Genomic DNA, 18110 nt, shown 5'->3' on the forward strand with positions numbered 1-18110 from the left:
CGGTTACGCGCTCCGCGGCTCAACCAGCATCCGGCCGCGCATCTCCATGTGCAGCGCGTGGCAGAACCACTGGCAATAGTACCAATGCACGCCCGGACGCTCCGCCTTGAAGGTGACCGATGCAGTCGCCTGCGGGCCGACCTCCATTGCGACACCGAAGTTCGACAGGCAGAAGCCGTGGGTCAGGTCGTCGATATCATCGAGGTTGGTGACAAATACCGTTACCTCATCGCCCTGTTTCACGGTGAACTTCTCCAGGCTGAAGTTCGGCGCCTGGCTGGACATGTAGACGCGCACCTTGTCGCCGTCGCGCACGATGGTGTCCTGCCAGTCGTCCAGATCCACCCCGTCCGCTTCGGCCTGCTTGCGCGCCTCGGCCCACATCGGGTCGTTGCGGTCCCAGATGTTGACCGGGTTCACCTTGGAGCGGTGCACGATGATCGAGTCATGCGGCTCGGCAAAGGTGGGGCCGTCGTGAACCACCTTCATCTTGTCGCCGGAAATGTCGATCAGCTGCTCGTTCTCGGGCTTCAGCGGGCCGACGTTCAGGAACCGGTCCTTGGAGAACTTGTTCATCGAGATCAGCCACTTGCCGTCCGCCTCGGAAGTTTCGCCCATGGAGGTGGAGTTGTGGCCCGGCTGATACTGCACGTCCAGCTTGTCGAGGATCGGATCCACATCCGACCCGGCATAGGCTTCGATCGCCTTGGCGATGTCCCATTTCACCACCTGGCTGTCGAGGAACAGGGTGGTGTAGGCATAGCCGCGGTTGTCGAAGGCGGTGTGGAGCGGGCCAAGGCCCAGCTGCGGTTCCGCCACGATGGCCGAGCGCGGATCGGCGTCGGCATCGAACAGCGCGTCCAGCTTCTCGACGTCGATCACCGAGACGGTCGGCGACAGCTTGCCGTTGACGCAGACGTGCTTCTTGTCGGGCGCGGTGTTGATGCCGTGCGGCGAGTTCGGGATCGGGATGTAGCGGGTCAGCTTGCCCGGCGCATCCTTGCGCCCGTCCACCACCTTGGCACCGTTCAGCTCCTGGTACTCGCCAGCCGCAACCGCCGCTTCGATGGCTTCGATGTTGAACACCACCACGTGGTCCATCTCGTTCTCGGTCATCTCGGCCAGGGTCATGCCCATTTCCGAGTTGTAGGAGGTCGAGTAGGCGTATTTGCCCTGATAATCGCAATCCGTGTTGTCCAGGTTGCCCGAGACAATCACCTGCCAGGCGACCTCCATCGTGTCGCCGTCGATGGCCGAGAAGATGTTCACATATTGCGACGGATCATCCAGGATCTGGCCGTCGTTGACCAGCGGTGCCTCGTGCTCGCCATTGGCAAAGACATAGCCGGTGCGGGGGAATTTCTGCGGCCGCAGCCCGTGGATGTCCTTGGCGTTGGGGATCTCGATGATCTTGTCGCATTTCATCACGTCGCAGCGCACGCGGGCCACGCGGGTGTTGGCCTTGTCGTTCATGAACAGGTAACGGCCGTCATAGGTGCCGTCGGTGAACGACATATGCGGGTGGTGCAGGTCGCCGTTGTCATAGGTAACCTTGCCGTTGGCGGCGAGGAAATCCTTGGTCTCCGGCAGCAGGCCTTCGGTCAGGATCTTCAGCGATTCATTGGTCTGGCCCCAGCCGGTGGCCGAGCAGCGGTTGAACACCGGGATGCGCATGAACTCCCGCATCGAGGGCACGCCGAGGATGCGCAGCTCGCCGGTCTGGCCCGAGGACCAGAAGCCGTAGTATTCATCCAGCTCGCCCGGCGCCAGATTGACGCCTTCCGCTGCTTGCGCAGGCCTGGCACCCAGCAGCGCGGAACCGGCACCAGTAGCTGCCAGCACCGCGCCCGAGGCCGTGGCCCCCAACAGGCCGCGGCGCGTGACGGGCATTTTGTTTTTCAGATCTTCAGACATGGTGTCCTCCTTCAGGAAACTGTTGTCCTGTTCGCGTTCGGGTGATTGGCGGGCGGGCGGCCCAGGGCGATATCGGGCATCGGGCTGCCGGTCCTGGCCCGGCGTTTCAGCTGCTTGATCACCACCGGGCATTTGGCCTCGGATTGGTACAGAACCTGGCAATGCAGGCAGTTCACGCATTCGTTCGGATTGATCTCGCCGGTGGGGTGGATCGCCTGCACCGGGCATTCATTGGCGCAGGTCTGGCAGGGGCTGCCGCATTCCTTGTAGCGGCGCAGCCAGTCAAACATGCGCACGCGGGCCGGGATCGCCAGGGCCGCACCCAGCGGGCACATGTAGCGGCAGTAGAAGCGCTCGACGAACAGCCCCAGCCCCAGAAGCACCAGCGCAAAGACCACAAACGGCCAGTCGCGCACGAACTTCAGGATGATCGCGGTCTTGAACGGCTCCACCTCGGCATAGGTTTCCGCCAGCGGAACCGACACCATCGAGACGCCGAACAGGCCAAGGAAGATCATGTATTTTGCAGGCCACAGGCGCTCATGCAGGCCCCAGGGCAAGGTGATCTGCGGCACGCGGGCTGCACGGGCGATTTTGTTGGTCAGCTCCTGCAGCGCGCCGAACGGGCACAGCCAGCCGCAATAGGCACCCCGCCCCCAGAACAGCAGCGCGGCGGCCACGGCAAACCACTGGATGAACACCAGCGGATCCAGCAGGAAAGCATCCCAGGAAAACCCGCTCCGCAAGGAGCCTGCCAGCGCCATCAGGTTCACCACGCTCAGCTGCGCATTGGCGTACCAGCCCAGAAACACCAGGGTGACGGTCAGGTATCCGATGCGGAACCAGTAAAAGACACGCGCATTCGCGGTGGCCTGGAACTGGAAGAAGAACACCCCTGTCAGCACCAGCAGCATCACACTCAGACCCCCGATCTCCAGTGTGCGTTCTTTCCAGATCCGCTGCCACAGGGCTGCCTTTGCCGCAGCCTCGCCGGTGTCATCCGCCACCATCTTGGGGGCAGGCGCGGCAGGCAGCAGATATTGCTCCGGCAGCTTGTAGCCCAGATCAAAGGTCAGGAACGCCCGCTCCAGCGCCCCCACCGACCGCTGCACCAAAAGCTGCAGGCGGAACGGTTCGGCCGGATCAAATTCCGCATCCGCCGGGATTTTGAACAGGTCCAGTTCACCAAAGCTGGGGCTGTCACCAGTGGCCAATCCCCCCAGCCGCTTGTGCTGCTTGTCAAAAAACCGCACCGAGGCATCGCCCTGGATCAGCTGGATCCGGTCGAAAATGCCACCGCGCACATAGCCAGACCCCTTGAAGCTGTAGCTGCCGCGCCCCATCACCAGAAGGGCGTGCTCACCCTCCTTCAGCCAGGCCTTCAGGTTCCGGTACTCAGCCTCGCCCAGCAGCGACTTGCCGATCGACGGCACCGAAACCAGAGCCATTTGCATATCGATGAAAGTATCGTCCGGCGCTCCGGCCTCAGGCCGTTTGATCGCGCGCTGGTCGCCGGTGGCCTCAAAGGCCGCGTTGATCTGGCCTACGTCCAGCGTCATCCGCCGGACCGAGCCGTCGCCTGCCAGCGCGGTCCAATCCGCGACTTCCGCGCGGGCCATATCGACCTCGCGCTTCGGCCCGGCCGCCTGCACCGGCGACAGCCCGCCCAGCCCCAGCGCCCGCGCCACCTTGATCCCGGCGCGCACCAGGCTGTCGTCGATCACCATAATGGTCACCGTCGCACCCGAGATAATGTCGAGATCATGGGCATCGCCGCCCGCCGCCGCCTCGGCCTTCAGGTCCAGCCCGGCGTAGCTTTCGGTCAGCTTGACCATTTTGGCGTTCGGGATGCCGATCAGCACGATCGGTTCCGAGTGTTTGACCAGCTTAACGCCGGTCAGCAGCGCATCGGTGTCAATCGCGGCCACCACATGGATCGGCTTGCCGCTGTATCCGGTGGTGCCGACAAAATCCGAGGTCAGAAATGCATAGGCGATTGTTTCGCCCGCCTTCAGCACCGGCGCCACCGGCACATCGCTGCGCACCGGGCCAAAGGCCTCGGCGCCGGGCACCAGGTCGGCAGGTGTCAATTCTGTCAGGAAAGAGTCGAGGCTGTCTGCCTCAGCACCCACCGCGGAAAAAACGGCGGCTAATGTCATTACAAGGGCTGATATCCAGCCCCGGAAGGCGCGTGTCAGGACCATGGCGCCTCTCCTTTCGTTAGAGTGGCTGCCACGGACGCGCGCAGGGCGCGTTCGGAATCTACTTCTGTAACCAACGGAGGCCCGCGGCCCTCATGCCAGTATTGCGCCGGGTTCGGCTGCACCGCGGTTCCCGCAGGCAGCAGCACGCCGCAGTCGGCAGCCCGGCTGATGCCAGAGCGCAGGACGCTTGCAGGCCCCGCCCCGTTTTCAGCAGCGCACAGCGGACAGGTGCTGCATTTGGGACAATCCTGAGACTCACTGCTGTCCTCGGAAGCGATCTGAATTTCCACCACGCCGAATTCGCCGCAGATCTCAATCCAATCACCGCCCGCCGCAGCCTGCCCAGCGCCCGGAAAGGCGACTTGCAGAACAAGCATGAAGATGGCGCACAGCCCGGTCAGCCGCCGGAGAAACCCGGCGCGGCAGACGAACGATATGAAAAAGGGGCGCGGCATCTGTTACAAGATTCTCTTGCTGCATTCGCCGCTGACACTAGAGGTAACTTCCGTGCCGTTATTTGATGTATGTCAGATAAATCAGAGATTCCGGACCGATTGGCCACGGTCCGGAAGACAGGCTAACCACCCGGCAGATCAGCCTTTCTCGAACCGCCGGAAGGCCATGGTTATCACACCCGCAATCGCCATATAGACCACGGCAAGAAGCAACAACGGCTCATAGACAATGAATGTATCGGACCGCACGCGGGAGGATACCGAGTAGATCTCGACCACCGTGATTGTCGCCACCAGCGGTGTCGCCTTCAGCTGCAGGATGGTTTCACCGCCCAGCGTAGGCAGCACATTGCGGATCGCCTGCGGCAGCCAGATCCGGCGGAACATGGTGAAGCGCGGCATGCCAAAGGATTTCGCCGCCTCCAGCTGCCCCTTGGCAACACTGGAAAACGCGCCTCGCATGACCTCACCCTCATAGCCCGCATAAGACAGCGACAGCGCAAGCACCGCATAGGGCCAGGCCTGGCGCAGATACGGCCACAGCTCAGACGAGCGGATCCAAGGGAACTGCGGAAACAACGAGCCCAGCCCGTAATACAGCAGCCAGATCTGCAACAGCAAAGGCGTGCCGCGAATGATGGTGCAGAAGGTGCGCGCAGGAATAGACAGATACCAGGGGCCAACGGCCTGTGCCAACCCCAGCGGCACCGCCAGCAGGAACCCGATGACAAGGGATGCCGCCAGAATCCAGATTGTGGTCCATAGCCCTTCCAGCGCCAGCGGCGCATATTTCGGCAACCAATCCCAGCGCAGCGAAACCGCGCACCAGATCACCAGCGCCGCAAAGATCAGCATCATCACAATACGGTGCGGCTGCATCAGGTCCCTGAGGCCGGTCATGACGTGCCCCCCCTCAGCGAGGGCTGGCCGCGCCGCGCCCATTTTTCAATCCGCGCAAAGACCGCGCCGGAACACAGCGTCACCATCAGATAAAGGAACCCGGCCGCCAGGAAGAAGGTGAAATAAGCCCGCGTGCTGCTGGCCGCCTGGCGGGTCTCCAGTGTCAGCTCGTTAAAGCCGACAACCGCCAGCAGCGCGGTGTCTTTGGTGGCGATCAGCCACAGGTTTGCCAGCCCCGGCACAGCAAAGCTCATCATCGCCGGGATCGTCACCCGCCGCATGATCATGAAAGCAGGCATGCCATAGGATTTCGCCGCCTCGATCTGCCCCACCGGCACCGCCTGGATGGCGCCGCGCAGCACTTCGGTGGCATAGGCCCCCTGCACCACGCCCAAAACCCAGATGCCGGCGGCAACACCGTTGATCTCAACCCGGCCGCCGCCCAAACCTTCGGAGATTTTGTTGATGATATCGCTGCCCACGTAATACAGGATCAGGATCAGCACCAGTTCCGGCACTGCCCGGATCACCGTGGTGTAAATGGCGAGAAGATCGCGCGTGACCTTCCCGCCATAAAGTTTGCCATAGGCTCCGAACAGCCCGATCACCAGCCCCAGCCCATAGGCGCCAATGGCGATTTGCAAGGAATTGGCAAGCCCGCGCAGCAGGTTGCCTCCCCAGCCCGACAGCGACAGCAGCTCTGCGCTGGCGCCGAGGCCCAGTAATTCGAACAGTCCGGTCATCTCAGCAGCTTAGTAGATGCTGGTGGTGAAGTACTTGGCAGTGATCTTCTCATGGGTGCCATCGGCCAGAACCGCGGCGATACCCTTGTTCAGCGCCTCGCGCAGCGCATCGTCGCCCTGCCGCACACCAGCGCCGACACCGCGGCCCAGGATCGCCGGATCATCAGCAACCGCTCCCTTGATCTCGCAGCAGCCGCCAGTATCCGAACCCACGAAGTCCGCCATTGCAATGCTGTCCGCCTGGGTTGCGTCGATACGGCCAGCAAACAGATCCTGATTGGCCTCATCCTGGGTCTGATAGACCTTCAGCTCGGCGTCCTTGAAGTATTCCTGCGCATAGGCCTGATGAATGGTTGAGGCCTGAATGCCAACGATCTTGCCCGCCAGCGAGTCCGGGGTCGCCTCGATATCCATCGACTTATCCGCCACGATCACCGCCGGAGTATTGTAGTAAGGATCGCTGAAATCAATGGTCTTCAGCCGCTCCTCGGTGATCGACATCGAGGCCATAATGGCGTCGATCTGCTGGCCGGTCAGCGACGGAATGATGCCGTCCCAGGCCACAGGTGTAATCACGCAGTCCAGCTCAGCCGCGGCGCAAACCGCACCGATCATCTCGACCTCCCAGCCGACCCAGTTGCCGGAGCTGTCGAGCGACGCAAACGGCGGATAAGGCTCGGCGGCGATGCCGATCTTTACCTGTTCCGCAGCAGCGGCGCCAGCAGTCAGGGCGGCGGCTGCGGTGGCCGCGGCAAGCAATGCTTTCAGTTTCATTTTTCTCTCCCAGTTGATTATTATTGTAGTGGTAGTGGATCAGGCGACCGAGCTTAAAAATTGCTTCAGCCGCTCTGATTGCGGATTGCCAAAGACCTCGGCAGGCGGTCCCTGCTCTTCGATGCGGCCCTGGTACAGATAGACAACGTGGTTTGCGACTTCGCGCGCGAATTTCATCTCGTGGGTGACCAGCAGCATGGTGCGCCCCTCGGCGGCCAGATCGCGGATCACCGTCAGCACCTCCCCCACCAGTTCGGGGTCCAGGGCTGAGGTCGGCTCGTCAAACAGCATTGCCGACGGGTCCACTGCCAGCGCCCGCGCAATCGCCGCCCGCTGCTGCTGGCCGCCGGACAGATAGGCGGGATAAGTGTCTTCCTTACCGCCCAAACCAACCCGGTTCAGCAATTCATGCGCGCGGGCGATGGCTTCGGCTTTGGGCACTTTCAGAACATGCACCGGAACCTCGATCACATTTTCCAGCAGCGTCCGGTGAGTCCACAGGTTGAACTGCTGGAACACCATCGCCAGCTTGGTGCGGATGCGTTCGATCTGCTTCTGATTGGCCGGGGTGCCGTCGCCCCGCATCGCCACGTCCTCGCCGCCGATCACGATCTTGCCCGAACTCGGCGTCTCCAGAAAGTTGATGCAGCGCAGCATGGTCGACTTGCCCGACCCGGACCCGCCGATGATCGCCACCACATCGCCCTGATGGGCGGTCAGCGACACGCCTTTCAGCACCTCCAGAGTGCCGAACGACTTGTGCAGATCCTCAACCCGGATCGCCTCCCGGTGCGCGACAGTTTCCAAAGCTGATGAGGCGGCAGCGGCTGTGTCCATAGTTGCGTCTTCCCGAATTTTCCGATTGCAGTAAGCCGCGACTCGCGTAATTATGCAAGCGTATAATTTCTATGCCAGGCAAATAACAGGAGCTGAGGTGACCGACGAGCGCCGCAAATTCAAACGTGAATCCGCCGAATCCCGGAAGGAAGCGCTGATTCTGGCCACGCTGGAACTGGTGGCGGAAAACGGCGTGCGCGGGGCTACGGTGCGGGGCATTGCCGAGCGCGCCGACGTGACCCAGGGGCTGATCCGGCATTATTTCAGTTCCAAGGAAGAGCTGATCACCGCCGCCTACGAACACCACATGACGGCCATGACCGACCAAACCTTTGCCCCGGCTGCCGGCACCGAAGGCACGGCACTGGCCCGACTCACCGCCTTTGTGAATGCCTCGCTGACACCGCCGGTGGTGGATCCGCGCGCCATCGCGCTTTGGGCCAGCTTCCTCAACAAGGTGCAGCAGGATCCGCAGATGAAGGCGACGCACGAACGCACCTATGCCTATTTCCGCGACCAGCTGGAGGCGCTGATCACCGCAGCGCTGGCCGAAGCCGGCCGCCCGGCCCCGCCCGCACGGCTGCGCCAGCTGGCAATTGCCTGCAACGCGCTGATTGACGGGCTGTGGCTGGAGGGCGGTGCCCTGCCCGATGCTTTTGCACCGGGGGAACTGGCAGAAATCGGGCGGCAATCAATTGCCGCAATGACAGGACTTGATTTGGAACAAGGGGCGGGAACGTCATGAAGCTGACAGCAATCACCGAGCGGCTCGCCGGATTGGGCGGTGGCAAATGGGAAGTGCACCTGAAGGCGCGCCAACTGGCCGAAGCCGGTGCCGATCTGGTTGAGATGACCATCGGCGAGCCTGACGTGCCCACTCCGCCGGACCTGATCCAGACCGCCGCGCAGGCAATGCAGGCCGGCCGCACCGGCTATTCCGACGGGCGCGGCGAAGCCCGCCTGCGCGCCGCGCTGGCCGGTGCCTATACTGCCAGCCGCGGGCGTCATTTCGGGCCGGAGAACATCCTCTGCTTCCCCGGCACCCAGACAGCGCTTTATGCCGTTCTGCAGGGTGTTGCGGAACCCGGCACCGAGGTGCTGGTCGGCGACCCGATGTATGCGACATACGAAGGCGTGATCCGCGCTTCCGGTGCCGATATGGTTCCGGTGCCGCTGCGCCCTGAGGCCGGGTTCCGGATGCAGGCCAGCGACATCGCCGCGCGCATCACACCCCGCAGCCGCGCGATCCTGCTGACCACCCCGCACAACCCCACCGGCGCCATCCTGACCGCCGATGACCTGCGCGAAATCGGCGCGCTGGCGATCAAGCATGACCTTTGGATCATCTCTGACGAGGTCTACGAGCATCTGATTTTCGAGGGCGCAGAGTTCATCTCGCCGCTCTCTGATCCTGCCTTGGCGGACCGGGTGATCGCGGTCTCTTCGATCTCCAAATCCCACGCCGCACCGGGCTTTCGCAGCGGCTGGTGCGCCGGGCCTGCGGCCTTCTGCACCGCGCTGCTGCCGGTGTCGGAAACCATGCTGTTCGGCAATCAGCCCTTTATCGCTGACATGACCGAAAAAGCCGTGCGCGATGGCTCCCCCGTGGCCCCTGGCATGGCCGCCCGTTTTGCAGCCCGCGCCGATCTGCTAGTCCAGCGCTTGCACGGCGAGACCGAATTGCGCGTCCACCGCCCCGAAGCCGGCATGTTTGCCCTTATCGACGTCTCGGCCACCGGCCTGGACGGTGATGCCTACGCTTGGGATCTTTTGGACAGCGGCGTCGCCGTGATGCCCGGTTCCGCCTTTGGCGGCAGCCTCAAAAACTGGGTGCGCGTCGCGCTTACAATCGACGACAGCAGCTTTGCTACCGCGCTGGACCGGATCGCTGCCCACGCAAACCGCAAGGCAAGGAGCGTCGCATGACCGCAAAAACAGTTGGTGAAGCCCTGGTCACAGGGCTGCAGAAACGCGATGTGACCTGCGTGTTCGGCATCCCCGGCGTTCACACGGTCGAGCTTTACCGCGGCCTCGCAGATTCCGGCATCCGCCACATCACCCCCCGCCACGAGCAAGGCGCAGGTTTCATGGCTGACGGTTATGCCCGCGTCTGCGGCCAGCCGGGCGTCGCCTTTGTAATCACCGGCCCCGGCCTTACGAACACGCTGACCCCGATGGCCCAGGCGCGGGCGGATTCGGTTCCGATGCTGGTGGTCTCAGGCGTCAACGCCAGCGGCACCCTCGGCATGGGTCTCGGCCACCTGCACGAGCTGCCAGATCAGCACGCCCTGGCAAAAACCGTGGCTTTGGCGTCAGAACACGTGGCGCACCCTGCCGGATTGGAGGCAGCGCTGGACCACGCTTTTGCCCCCTTCTCCGCCGGCCGCCCCGGCCCCACGCACATACAGGTCCCGCTGGACGTCGCAGGCGCCTCCTCCGAAGATGGCCCGGCACCAGCGGCCCCGCCCCCGCCGCAGCTGGACCCGGCCCTGATCACCAAAGCCGCAAACCGGCTCTCCGCGGCAGCAAATGTCGTGATCCTGGCCGGCGGCGGCGCGAAAACAGAGGGTGCAAACCTCCAGGCCCTGGCCGAACAACTGAACGCTCCCGTCGTGCAAACCGTTAACGCCCGCGGCATGATGCACGGCCATCCGCTGACAGTCCCAGCCAGTCCCAGCCTGCAGGCCACCCGCGCCCTGATCGAGGACGCAGATTGCGTGCTTGCCTTGGGAACCGAGCTGGGACCAACCGACTATGACATGTACGCCACCGGCAGCATGCCCCGGATGGCCGGGCTGATCCGGGTTGATATCTGCCCCGCACAGCTGGCCCGGCATGAAACCGCGCTGGCCATCACGGGCCGCGCAGAAGACGCCGCCGCGGCACTTCTCTCCGCCCTGCCCGGACCGGCGAAACAAGGCCAGGGCGCTGAACGTGCACAACACGCCCGCGCCGCTGCCTATAAGGAAATCGGACCGGACTACCGCCGCCAGGTCGAGGTGCTGAACGCCATGCGCGCCGCGGTTCCGGGTTCCTTGATGGTCGGCGATTCCACCCAGCCGATCTATGCCGGCAACCTCTACTACGACCACGACCGTCCCGGCGGCTGGTTCAATGCCGCCACGGGTTATGGCGCGCTTGGCTTTGGCATCCCCGCTGCGATCGGCGCCGCCATCGCCGCGCCGGACACACCAGTGATCTGCATTGCCGGCGACGGCGGCGCGCAATTCTCCCTGCCCGAGATCATGGCTGCCGTGGACGAGGACCTGCCCATCACCTTTGTCCTCTGGAACAATCGCGGTTACGGCGAAATCGCTACCTCAATGGAAGCCGTGGACGTTCCGGTGGTTGGCTGCGACCCGACTCCACCGGATTTTGAGGCCGCCGCCAAGTCTTTTGGCATCCCCTTCACCCGCGTCCCCATGGATCCGCAAACTGTTGCCGCCGCACTCCGCGAGGCTAGCAGCCGCGGCGCCCCGAGCCTTCTTGAAATCGACATTACCGGACCCGTTCCGGAACAGGAGTAACCCCCATGCAAAACCCCACATTTGAGTTCACCCGCGCCATCACCCGCCGCCCCGCCGCCTCCATTGCAAAAGGACTGCGCGCCGAGGACATCGGCAACCCGGATCTGGACAGCATGCTGGCTGCCCATTCGGCTTATGTCACGGCCCTGGGCAGCACCGGCGCCGAGGTGATCGAACTGGATCCGCTGGACGCCTTCCCCGACGCGCAGTTTGTCGAGGACACCGCCCTGTGCCTGCCGCAGGGCGCCATCCTGATGCGCCCCGGCGCACCCTCGCGGCTGGGCGAAGTGGCTGAAATGGCCCCCACCCTGCGCGGCTGCTACGGCGACATCCGCGAAATCAAAGGCCCCGGCCATATCGAAGGCGGAGACATCCTGGTGACCGGCAAGGAAATCCTGGTTGGCCGCTCCGACCGCACCGACGCCGCAGGTGTAGCCGAACTTGCTGAAATCGCTGCCGGTTGGGGCCATACACTGCGCGAAGTCTTCACCCCGGAAGGCGTCTTGCACTTCAAGACCGATTGTTCGCTGATGGATGCCGAGACAATACTGTCGACCAAGCGCCTTGACGCCTCCGGCTGCTTCGAAGGCTACCGTGTGCTGCATGTGGCCGAGAGTGAGGAAGCGGCGGCAAATGCCATCAGGTTCAACAATCTGGTGCTGATGGCAGCAGGTTTCCCGCGCACTGCAGACATGCTCGACAAGGCGGGTTACCAGATTGTTGAAATCGACAACACCGACTGCGCCAAACTGGACGGCGGCATGTCCTGCCTGTCCCTGCGGTTCTGACCCCGGCAGCAAAGGCCCTGGAGCCCTTCCGCGCAGCGGTGTCAACCAAAGCTGCGCGGAACCTCGGAGTGGACGGTTTTCTGCAACCCTTGCGTCCAGAAATGGCCCCGCTTTTTTGACCTGTTTGCAGCCTGTTTAAGGTGGACCAGGGTTTCACATAAGGCAGCCATTATCATGGGGTCAACTTTGCTTTCACAGGCCTCATCCGGGATCAAGATGCCATGGGCCTGTTCTGTTGAAAAACCCGGGTTGTTTTGGGTGTTGAGTGCTGATTCACTTTCCGCGAGGCAAGCGGAGGTGCGTGGCAATGATGGGACCACGGCAGGAAGCGCAGGGCGCGCTGTTCTATGAGTTCCCGATCGAGGATCATGTCCCGCAGGATCACATGCTTCGGGCGATAGATCGGTTCGTCGACCTGTCTGGCATCCGGCGGCACCTGGCTCCTTTCTACAGTCCGGCCGGCAGGCCGCCGGTTGATCCGGAACTGATGATCCGGATGCTCCTGGCCGGTTACACGATGGGCACCCGCTCGGAGCGGCGGCTCTGCGAGGAGGTGCATCTCAACCTCGCCTATCGCTGGTTCTGCCGCCTCGATCTGACCGGCCCAGTGCCCGGCCATTCGACCTTCTCAAAGAACCGGCACGGCCGGTTCCGCGATAGCGATCTCTTGCGGCATCTGTTCGAGACGGTGGCCGCGCGCTGCATCGAGGAAGGATTGGCGAGTGGTCAGCGCTTTGCGGCGGATGCCAGCCTGATCCAGGCCGATGCCAACCGGCAGAACTCGCCGCCGCAAGCGGACTGGGCCCCCGAGAAGATCAACCCCGAGAACGCGCCGCGCGCTGTCAGGGAGGATCTGGCGACGCTCGGCGATGCGGCCTTCGGCGCGGCCAGCCCGGTAAAGCCGAAGTTCACCTCGCATTCCGATCCGGCCTCGCAATGGACCGGCGCACGGGGTGGACCCGCTTATTTTGCCTATTCCACGAACGACCTGATCGACACCGGCAATGGCGTGATCCTTGATGTCGAGGCGACCCGCTCAATCCGGCAAGCCGGGGCCGGTGCCGTGCGGACAATGGTGGATCGGGTGAGCGATGCCTTCGACCTGAAACCTGAACGGTAAGCGCCCGATTTCTACCGCAGCGGCTGGTTCTTGACCCGAGCGATAATGTCCGGTTCCCCGACGAAGTCATCGAGGAAGCTGTGCCATGTCTCAACGGACACACGTGCTGACGCCAGCATGTCGCGCAATTCGTGGATGCCCTCGTCGGTCAGTGCCGTAATGTAGTCGTCGCGTCCGATGTGGACGCTAACTATGTTGCCGTAGGAGAGGTTGTCGTCGTTGCTAACAATAACCTCGAGAAGTCCGGGATCTTCTCTCAGCAGGTCGGCGGCATGGGCGATGGAGCAGACGTAGGTCGTGGCTGCCATTACGCAGCCTCGTTGCGTGTTTGATCTGCCGGCTTCCAATTCCAAGGAAGCAATTCGGCCAGCCGGTTGACCATGTGATCGTGGATGCGGTCCAAGACATCTGCAAGGTAGGCCTGAGGATCGAGGCCGTTCATCTTTGCCGTCTCGATGACGGTCATCGCGCGGGCGAGCGTGTTACCGCCGGTATCCGAACCCGCGAATAGCCAGTTTCGCCTGCCGGCGCCAATGGGTCTCAGCGCGCGCTCGGCGGGATTGTTGTCGATAGCCACGCGCCCGTCCTCCAGGAACAGCGTGAACGAGGGCCAGCGGCTCAGCCCGTAGCGGAACGCCTTGGCCAGATCACTCTTGCCGGGAATGCGCGTGAGCTGCTTTTCGGCCCAGTCCCGGAACGCATCGGCCTTGGGCTTGCTTTCCTTTTGGCGCACGGCCAGCCGCAACTCGGCAGGCTTGCCGCTGATTTCCCGTTCGATGTCGTACAGCGCTCCGATACGGTCGAGCGCCTCACGCGCGATTTCGGATTTCGTTGCTGTCCAGACATCGTGGAAGTCGCGCCGAAGATGCGCCCAGCACGCGGTCTCCCGGAACTGGCTCTTGCCGTCCAGGTCCGCGGCATAGAGCTTAGCATACCCCTTGTAGCCATCAGCCTGGAGAATGCCGCTGGTCTCGCCAAGATGGGCAAGCACATGCTCTTCCTTCCAGTCCGGGGCAAAGTGATAGACCGCTCCGGGCGGAGCCGTGCCCGCCCATGGGCGCTGATCGCGGACATAGGCCCAGATCCGGCCTTTTTTGACGCCCTTTCCAAGCCCCTTGTCGCGCCGACCTCGGTCGAGAACCCGGATGGGCGTGTCATCTGCGTGCAGAAGATCGCTGGCCATGATCTCGGCCTCGATCTTCTCAATCTTCTCGATCAGCGGCGCCAGCGTCCTCATCGCGCCGCCGCACCAGTCGACCAGGGTCGTGTCCGGGATGTCCGCGCCCATGCGGGCGAAGATCTCATTCTGGCGATACAACGGCACGTGGTCGTCGAATTTCGAGGTCAGCACATAAGCCAGAAGGTTCGGGCCCGCCATGCTGCGGGGAATGGGACGGCTGGGCGCGGGGTTCTGAACGATCTTTTCGCAGCGCCGACAGGATTTTTTGATGCGCGCGATCTCGATGACCTTCAGCTGGGCTGCGATCATGTCGACCAACTCGCTGACATCCTCCCCGATCACCCGCAGATCGCCTCCGCAATCCGGGCAACTGTCGCCGGGATCAAGCTCGCGGCGCTCGCGCGGCGTGTCCTTCGACACCTTCGGACGGCGGCGCTTCGGGTCCCGCGGCGCGGCTGGTTCCGGGGTCTGGCTGTCCGTCTCCGGCTCCTCACCGCCATCCGACAGCAGTTCATCCGCCTCGGCGAGTGCAACCCGCAAGTCTTCCAGCGCCAGTTCCAGTTGTTCGATCTCGCGTTCGATCTTTTCCGAACTGGAGCCGAATTTCTGCTTCTGCAATCTGACGATCCGGACACGCAACGCCTGAACCAGCAGATCATGGGCCCGCAAACTGGCAGATATCTTCTGGTTTTCCGCCTGCAACGCGGCGATCATTGCCTTCAGAACGGCGGGGTCGTTGGGGAGAGGCATGGCTTCTGCGGACATGGCCGTGGATACCATACCTCCAGTCCAGACACCATAAAAACAAGAGATTCCAGAGGGATAAATCAGCCTGTCCGGGCTGGTGGCGCGCCCCAATCCGGCCTGCGCCAGTCGATCCCCTCCCAGAGCATGGCCAACTGATCGGCGGTCAGGCGCACGCTGCCATCCGTCGCCGCGGGCAATGGGAAACGCCCTTTCTCGAGGACTTTGTAATAAAGGCAAAAGCCCTGGCCATCCCAATACAAAAGTTTCACCCTGTCGCCGAGGCGCCCCCGGAATGCGAACACGGCACCGTTTGACGGCCTCTGCCGCAAGACATCCTGCGCGATGGCGGACAGGCCCGCGATACCCATGCGCATATCAGTGTGACCGCAAGCCAGGTAAACGCGAACGCCGGTGCCTGGGCCGATCATGCCGCCTCCACCGCTTGGATCAAACGGGTCAGCACCGCCGGGTCCAAATGGGCATCGACCCGCAAGCTGCGGCCATTGCGTAAAACCACCTCGATCAGCGCCGAGTTCGCTTCAGAGGTGCAAGGTTCCAGCGGACCGGGCGGCAGCGCCGGAATATCAACCGGCAAAAACAGCGCGGTGTCGTCAGGCCCCAGAAGCCCCTTCCTCCTCAGCTCGTATCGCCAGGCATAAATCTGCTGCCGTCTGATCTCGTGGCGCTGTGCGACCTGCGACACGGTCGCGCCGTTCACCCCCAACCGAAAGCACAATCGCCAACTTCTCGTCGTCACTCCATCGGCGCCGACGTTCCAAGCCCAGAATTTCGCCCCGCACAGCTGTCTCCATCCCTGTAGGAGACGTCATTAAAGACGTCTTTATGGACGTCTCTTAGCAATCTCCGGGACACACGAGCAGGCGGTTCAAATCGGGCGGTTACCTTGAACGCCTGATCGCCGATACCGCTTACGGCACCGGCGAAATGCTCGGTTGACTGGACCGGCAGCGCGGGATCGCCCCGCATATCCCGGTGATCCACTGCCCGGCAGGGCATTGCGCAGCAATGTCCCGAGAGGGGACAAGTCCGGGCGCAAGGACGGCACCTTTGAACGGGCCGGCTTCACCTAGGATGCCGGGAACGACGCCTGCATCTGCCCTGGCGGCAAGGAGCTCAAGCAATACCGGCGCGCGTTCACGACACCCAGATCGGGCGCCAATAAGGACGGCACCCTGCGCTACCGGGCCCGCAAACCAGACTGTGAGGCCTGTGCCCTGAAGCCGCGGTGCTGCCCCAGCATCACGTCGCGATCCTTGCCGCCCTTGCCGCGCTCAACATGGATCAGCATCCGATCACTGTCGATGTCCCGAACCTTCAGGTTGGTTACTTCAGATGCTCGTAGCCCGGCGCCATAGCCGATGCCGATCGCCGCCCGATACTTGAGACCGGGGCCAGGTGCCGAGGCCAGAACCGCAGAGACCTCCTCGAAGCTCAGCACAATCGGCAGCTTCCGCGTTTCGGTCCGGAACTGTATGTACTTCTTCATATCCTCCCGGTCGCAGGTCATGCCGAAGAAGAATCGCAGCGCAGCGACCCGGGCGTTGTAGACCGAAGGTGTGACCTCGGTGTCCGTCATGTGAAGCTGATAGGCGCGCAAGTTGTCCGGCGTCGCCGTGTCCGGCGAGCGCCCCAGAAACGCGGTGAATTGCTTGAGCGCCCGGATGCGGGCTTTCTGCGTCGTCTCCGCCAACCCGCGAATACGCATATCTTCAATCATCCGCGCACGCATCGGGCTCATCTTCTCCTGTGCCATGGGATCCTCCTGTCAGATTGAGAAACCTCAATCGTCAGACAGGTCCATCACATCGCAAAATCCGATCCATTCAGCTGAGCTCGATACATCAGAAACAAGCGCCCATGCCGCGAGAGCGGCTTAGCCCACGAGCCCTTACTTACCGATGCTGCAATCGCTATGAATGGCTGCTTTATCTGTCATCGGGCAAAGCCAAATATCATTCTGAATCCGACGGTTCACTCAGAAGAAATCTTGGGCCGGGACCATCGGCAGCGATATGATCTTGTCGGTTATGTAACGTACAACTTCTGAGTGACAGGCAACCACACCCGATAAAGCGGGTTAGTTTGCCTCTCAATCGTTGCATCTGCGCGATGCGCTCATCCAGCTCCCGTTGCCATTTCTTTGAAAGCTTTTCCCAGTCGCGTTTCGTAGGCGTACGCTGGTCAGGAAGTTCGTTCATCGCCTCTGAGATTTCTTTAAGTGTCAAGCCCAGAGTTTGCGCCACGCGAATGATAGAAATTCGTCGCAACATCTCTCGGTGATACAAGCGTTGATTTCCAGCAGTTCGCGTACTTCTTACCAATCCTCGGCGCTCATAAAACCTGAGGGCTAACGCGGTTACGCCACTGCGTCGAGCCACGTCACCAATGGTCAAATATGCGGTGCTTTTTGCCATATCTTACCTCGCTTCGTGCAACCAAAACTACGCCTTGACTTAAACTTAAGTTCAACTTGTAGGCTCACGTGAATGCTCAAAGCACGAGCCGTACGCAAGGGAGAAAATTATGAAGATCACTAAAGTAAGCGCTTACCGGAAAGACTTACCGTACCTTGGGGGCGGGCTTGCCGTTGGTGACCTTACCGAGGAGCACACGAGGACTTTTGATACCTTCAACAGTACAGTTGTGGTTATTGACACAGATGCCGGTATCAGTGGATGTGGCGAGTCATGTCCCTGGGGTGCTAGCAATCTTGGCGCGCTCCCAGCCTTGCCCGGTCTTGCTGATGCTTTGATAGGCAAGGACCCGAGCGAGCTTCACAAAATCGAACGGATTATGGATGCAGCTATTGAAGGTCACTCCTTTGCCAAGAGTACCGTCGATATGGCCTGCTGGGACATTCTTGGCAAAAGCGCCGGATTGCCTGTTTACATGCTTTGGGG

The 18110-nt window shown here is 62.2% G+C and carries 17 protein-coding genes and 3 pseudogenes; 7 read left to right on the top strand and 13 right to left on the bottom strand.

Translation table 11 applies throughout. The features are described from left to right. Window positions 1–3: 3 nt before the first annotated feature. The 7 genes from nosZ to K3555_RS15970 all read right to left on the bottom strand — a co-directional run bounded on the left by nosZ (window position 4) and on the right by K3555_RS15970 (window position 7827). Window positions 4–1914: a TAT-dependent nitrous-oxide reductase gene (gene nosZ, locus K3555_RS15940; RefSeq protein ID WP_260006225.1), complete on the bottom strand. Its 1911-nt coding sequence runs from the start codon at window positions 1912–1914 to the stop codon at window positions 4–6. Between the two features lie 11 nt (window positions 1915–1925). After that, the gene (locus K3555_RS15945; protein WP_260006227.1) at window positions 1926–4118 is read right to left on the bottom strand and encodes a NosR/NirI family protein; all 2193 of its coding nucleotides are present in this window, start codon (window positions 4116–4118) and stop codon (window positions 1926–1928) included. Continuing rightward, window positions 4109–4573, bottom strand: a complete 465-nt coding sequence (locus K3555_RS15950; protein ID WP_260006229.1) for a hypothetical protein — start codon at window positions 4571–4573, stop codon at window positions 4109–4111. Before K3555_RS15950 ends, K3555_RS15945 begins: the two co-directional genes overlap by 10 nt. A gap of 138 nt (window positions 4574–4711) precedes the next feature. Beyond that, the gene (locus K3555_RS15955; protein WP_259997403.1) at window positions 4712–5473 is read right to left on the bottom strand and encodes an ABC transporter permease; all 762 of its coding nucleotides are present in this window, start codon (window positions 5471–5473) and stop codon (window positions 4712–4714) included. Continuing rightward, window positions 5470–6216, bottom strand: a complete 747-nt coding sequence (locus tag K3555_RS15960) for an ABC transporter permease (RefSeq protein WP_259997402.1) — start codon at window positions 6214–6216, stop codon at window positions 5470–5472. Before K3555_RS15960 ends, K3555_RS15955 begins: the two co-directional genes overlap by 4 nt. Before the next feature lie 9 nt (window positions 6217–6225). Further along, window positions 6226–6990: a transporter substrate-binding domain-containing protein gene (locus tag K3555_RS15965; protein ID WP_259987122.1), complete on the bottom strand. Its 765-nt coding sequence runs from the start codon at window positions 6988–6990 to the stop codon at window positions 6226–6228. A gap of 39 nt (window positions 6991–7029) precedes the next feature. Continuing rightward, the gene (locus K3555_RS15970; protein ID WP_260006231.1) at window positions 7030–7827 is read right to left on the bottom strand and encodes an ABC transporter ATP-binding protein; all 798 of its coding nucleotides are present in this window, start codon (window positions 7825–7827) and stop codon (window positions 7030–7032) included. A 97-nt stretch (window positions 7828–7924) separates the two neighbouring features. On the opposite strand from K3555_RS15970, the gene K3555_RS15975 reads away from it, so the two are divergent. The 5 genes and pseudogenes from K3555_RS15975 to K3555_RS15995 all read left to right on the top strand — a co-directional run. Next, entirely contained in the window at window positions 7925–8572 is a 648-nt protein-coding gene (locus K3555_RS15975) for a TetR/AcrR family transcriptional regulator (RefSeq protein WP_260006234.1), read from the top strand. Further along, on the top strand, window positions 8569–9753 hold the full coding sequence (locus tag K3555_RS15980; RefSeq protein WP_260006236.1) for a pyridoxal phosphate-dependent aminotransferase: 1185 nt from the start codon (window positions 8569–8571) through the stop codon (window positions 9751–9753). The genes K3555_RS15975 and K3555_RS15980 overlap by 4 nt, the downstream gene beginning before the upstream one ends. Further along, window positions 9750–11354 (top strand): 5-guanidino-2-oxopentanoate decarboxylase, encoded by a 1605-nt coding sequence (locus K3555_RS15985; protein WP_260006237.1) that lies wholly within the window; start codon window positions 9750–9752, stop codon window positions 11352–11354. The genes K3555_RS15980 and K3555_RS15985 overlap by 4 nt, the downstream gene beginning before the upstream one ends. 5 nt (window positions 11355–11359) lie before the next feature. Beyond that, window positions 11360–12142 (top strand): arginine deiminase family protein, encoded by a 783-nt coding sequence (locus tag K3555_RS15990; protein ID WP_260006238.1) that lies wholly within the window; start codon window positions 11360–11362, stop codon window positions 12140–12142. A gap of 307 nt (window positions 12143–12449) precedes the next feature. Beyond that, window positions 12450–13259, top strand: a pseudogene (locus K3555_RS15995) (transposase); the annotation flags it as partial. A 14-nt stretch (window positions 13260–13273) separates the two neighbouring features. On the opposite strand, the gene K3555_RS16000 reads toward K3555_RS15995, so the two are convergent. The 4 genes from K3555_RS16000 to K3555_RS16015 form a co-directional block, all read right to left on the bottom strand. Beyond that, the gene (locus K3555_RS16000) at window positions 13274–13570 is read right to left on the bottom strand and encodes a hypothetical protein (RefSeq protein WP_259987154.1); all 297 of its coding nucleotides are present in this window, start codon (window positions 13568–13570) and stop codon (window positions 13274–13276) included. Beyond that, complete coding sequence (gene tnpC / locus K3555_RS16005; protein WP_260008485.1) at window positions 13570–15207, bottom strand: IS66 family transposase; 1638 nt, start codon at window positions 15205–15207, stop codon at window positions 13570–13572. The genes K3555_RS16000 and tnpC overlap by 1 nt, the downstream gene beginning before the upstream one ends. Window positions 15208–15269: 62 nt before the next feature. Then, window positions 15270–15617, bottom strand: a complete 348-nt coding sequence (gene tnpB / locus K3555_RS16010) for an IS66 family insertion sequence element accessory protein TnpB (protein ID WP_260006239.1) — start codon at window positions 15615–15617, stop codon at window positions 15270–15272. Further along, entirely contained in the window at window positions 15614–15925 is a 312-nt protein-coding gene (locus tag K3555_RS16015; protein ID WP_260006240.1) for a transposase, read from the bottom strand. The genes tnpB and K3555_RS16015 overlap by 4 nt, the downstream gene beginning before the upstream one ends. 170 nt (window positions 15926–16095) lie before the next feature. On the opposite strand from K3555_RS16015, the pseudogene K3555_RS16020 reads away from it, so the two are divergent. Continuing rightward, a pseudogene (locus K3555_RS16020) lies at window positions 16096–16466 on the top strand (hypothetical protein); the annotation flags it as partial. On the opposite strand, the gene K3555_RS16025 reads toward K3555_RS16020, so the two are convergent. Next, complete coding sequence (locus K3555_RS16025; RefSeq protein ID WP_409201660.1) at window positions 16388–16963, bottom strand: tyrosine-type recombinase/integrase; 576 nt, start codon at window positions 16961–16963, stop codon at window positions 16388–16390. The pseudogene K3555_RS16020 and the gene K3555_RS16025 overlap by 79 nt on opposite strands. Before the next feature lie 199 nt (window positions 16964–17162). Continuing rightward, the gene (gene soxR / locus K3555_RS16030) at window positions 17163–17624 is read right to left on the bottom strand and encodes a redox-sensitive transcriptional activator SoxR (RefSeq protein ID WP_260006241.1); all 462 of its coding nucleotides are present in this window, start codon (window positions 17622–17624) and stop codon (window positions 17163–17165) included. A gap of 109 nt (window positions 17625–17733) precedes the next feature. Here soxR and K3555_RS16035 point away from each other — a divergent pair. Further along, window positions 17734–18051: pseudogene (locus K3555_RS16035) on the top strand (mandelate racemase); the annotation flags it as partial. Between the last annotated feature and the right edge of the window lie 59 nt (window positions 18052–18110).

It is taken from the genome of Leisingera sp. M527 (assembly GCF_025141525.1).
Classification (GTDB): Bacteria; Pseudomonadota; Alphaproteobacteria; order Rhodobacterales; family Rhodobacteraceae; genus Leisingera.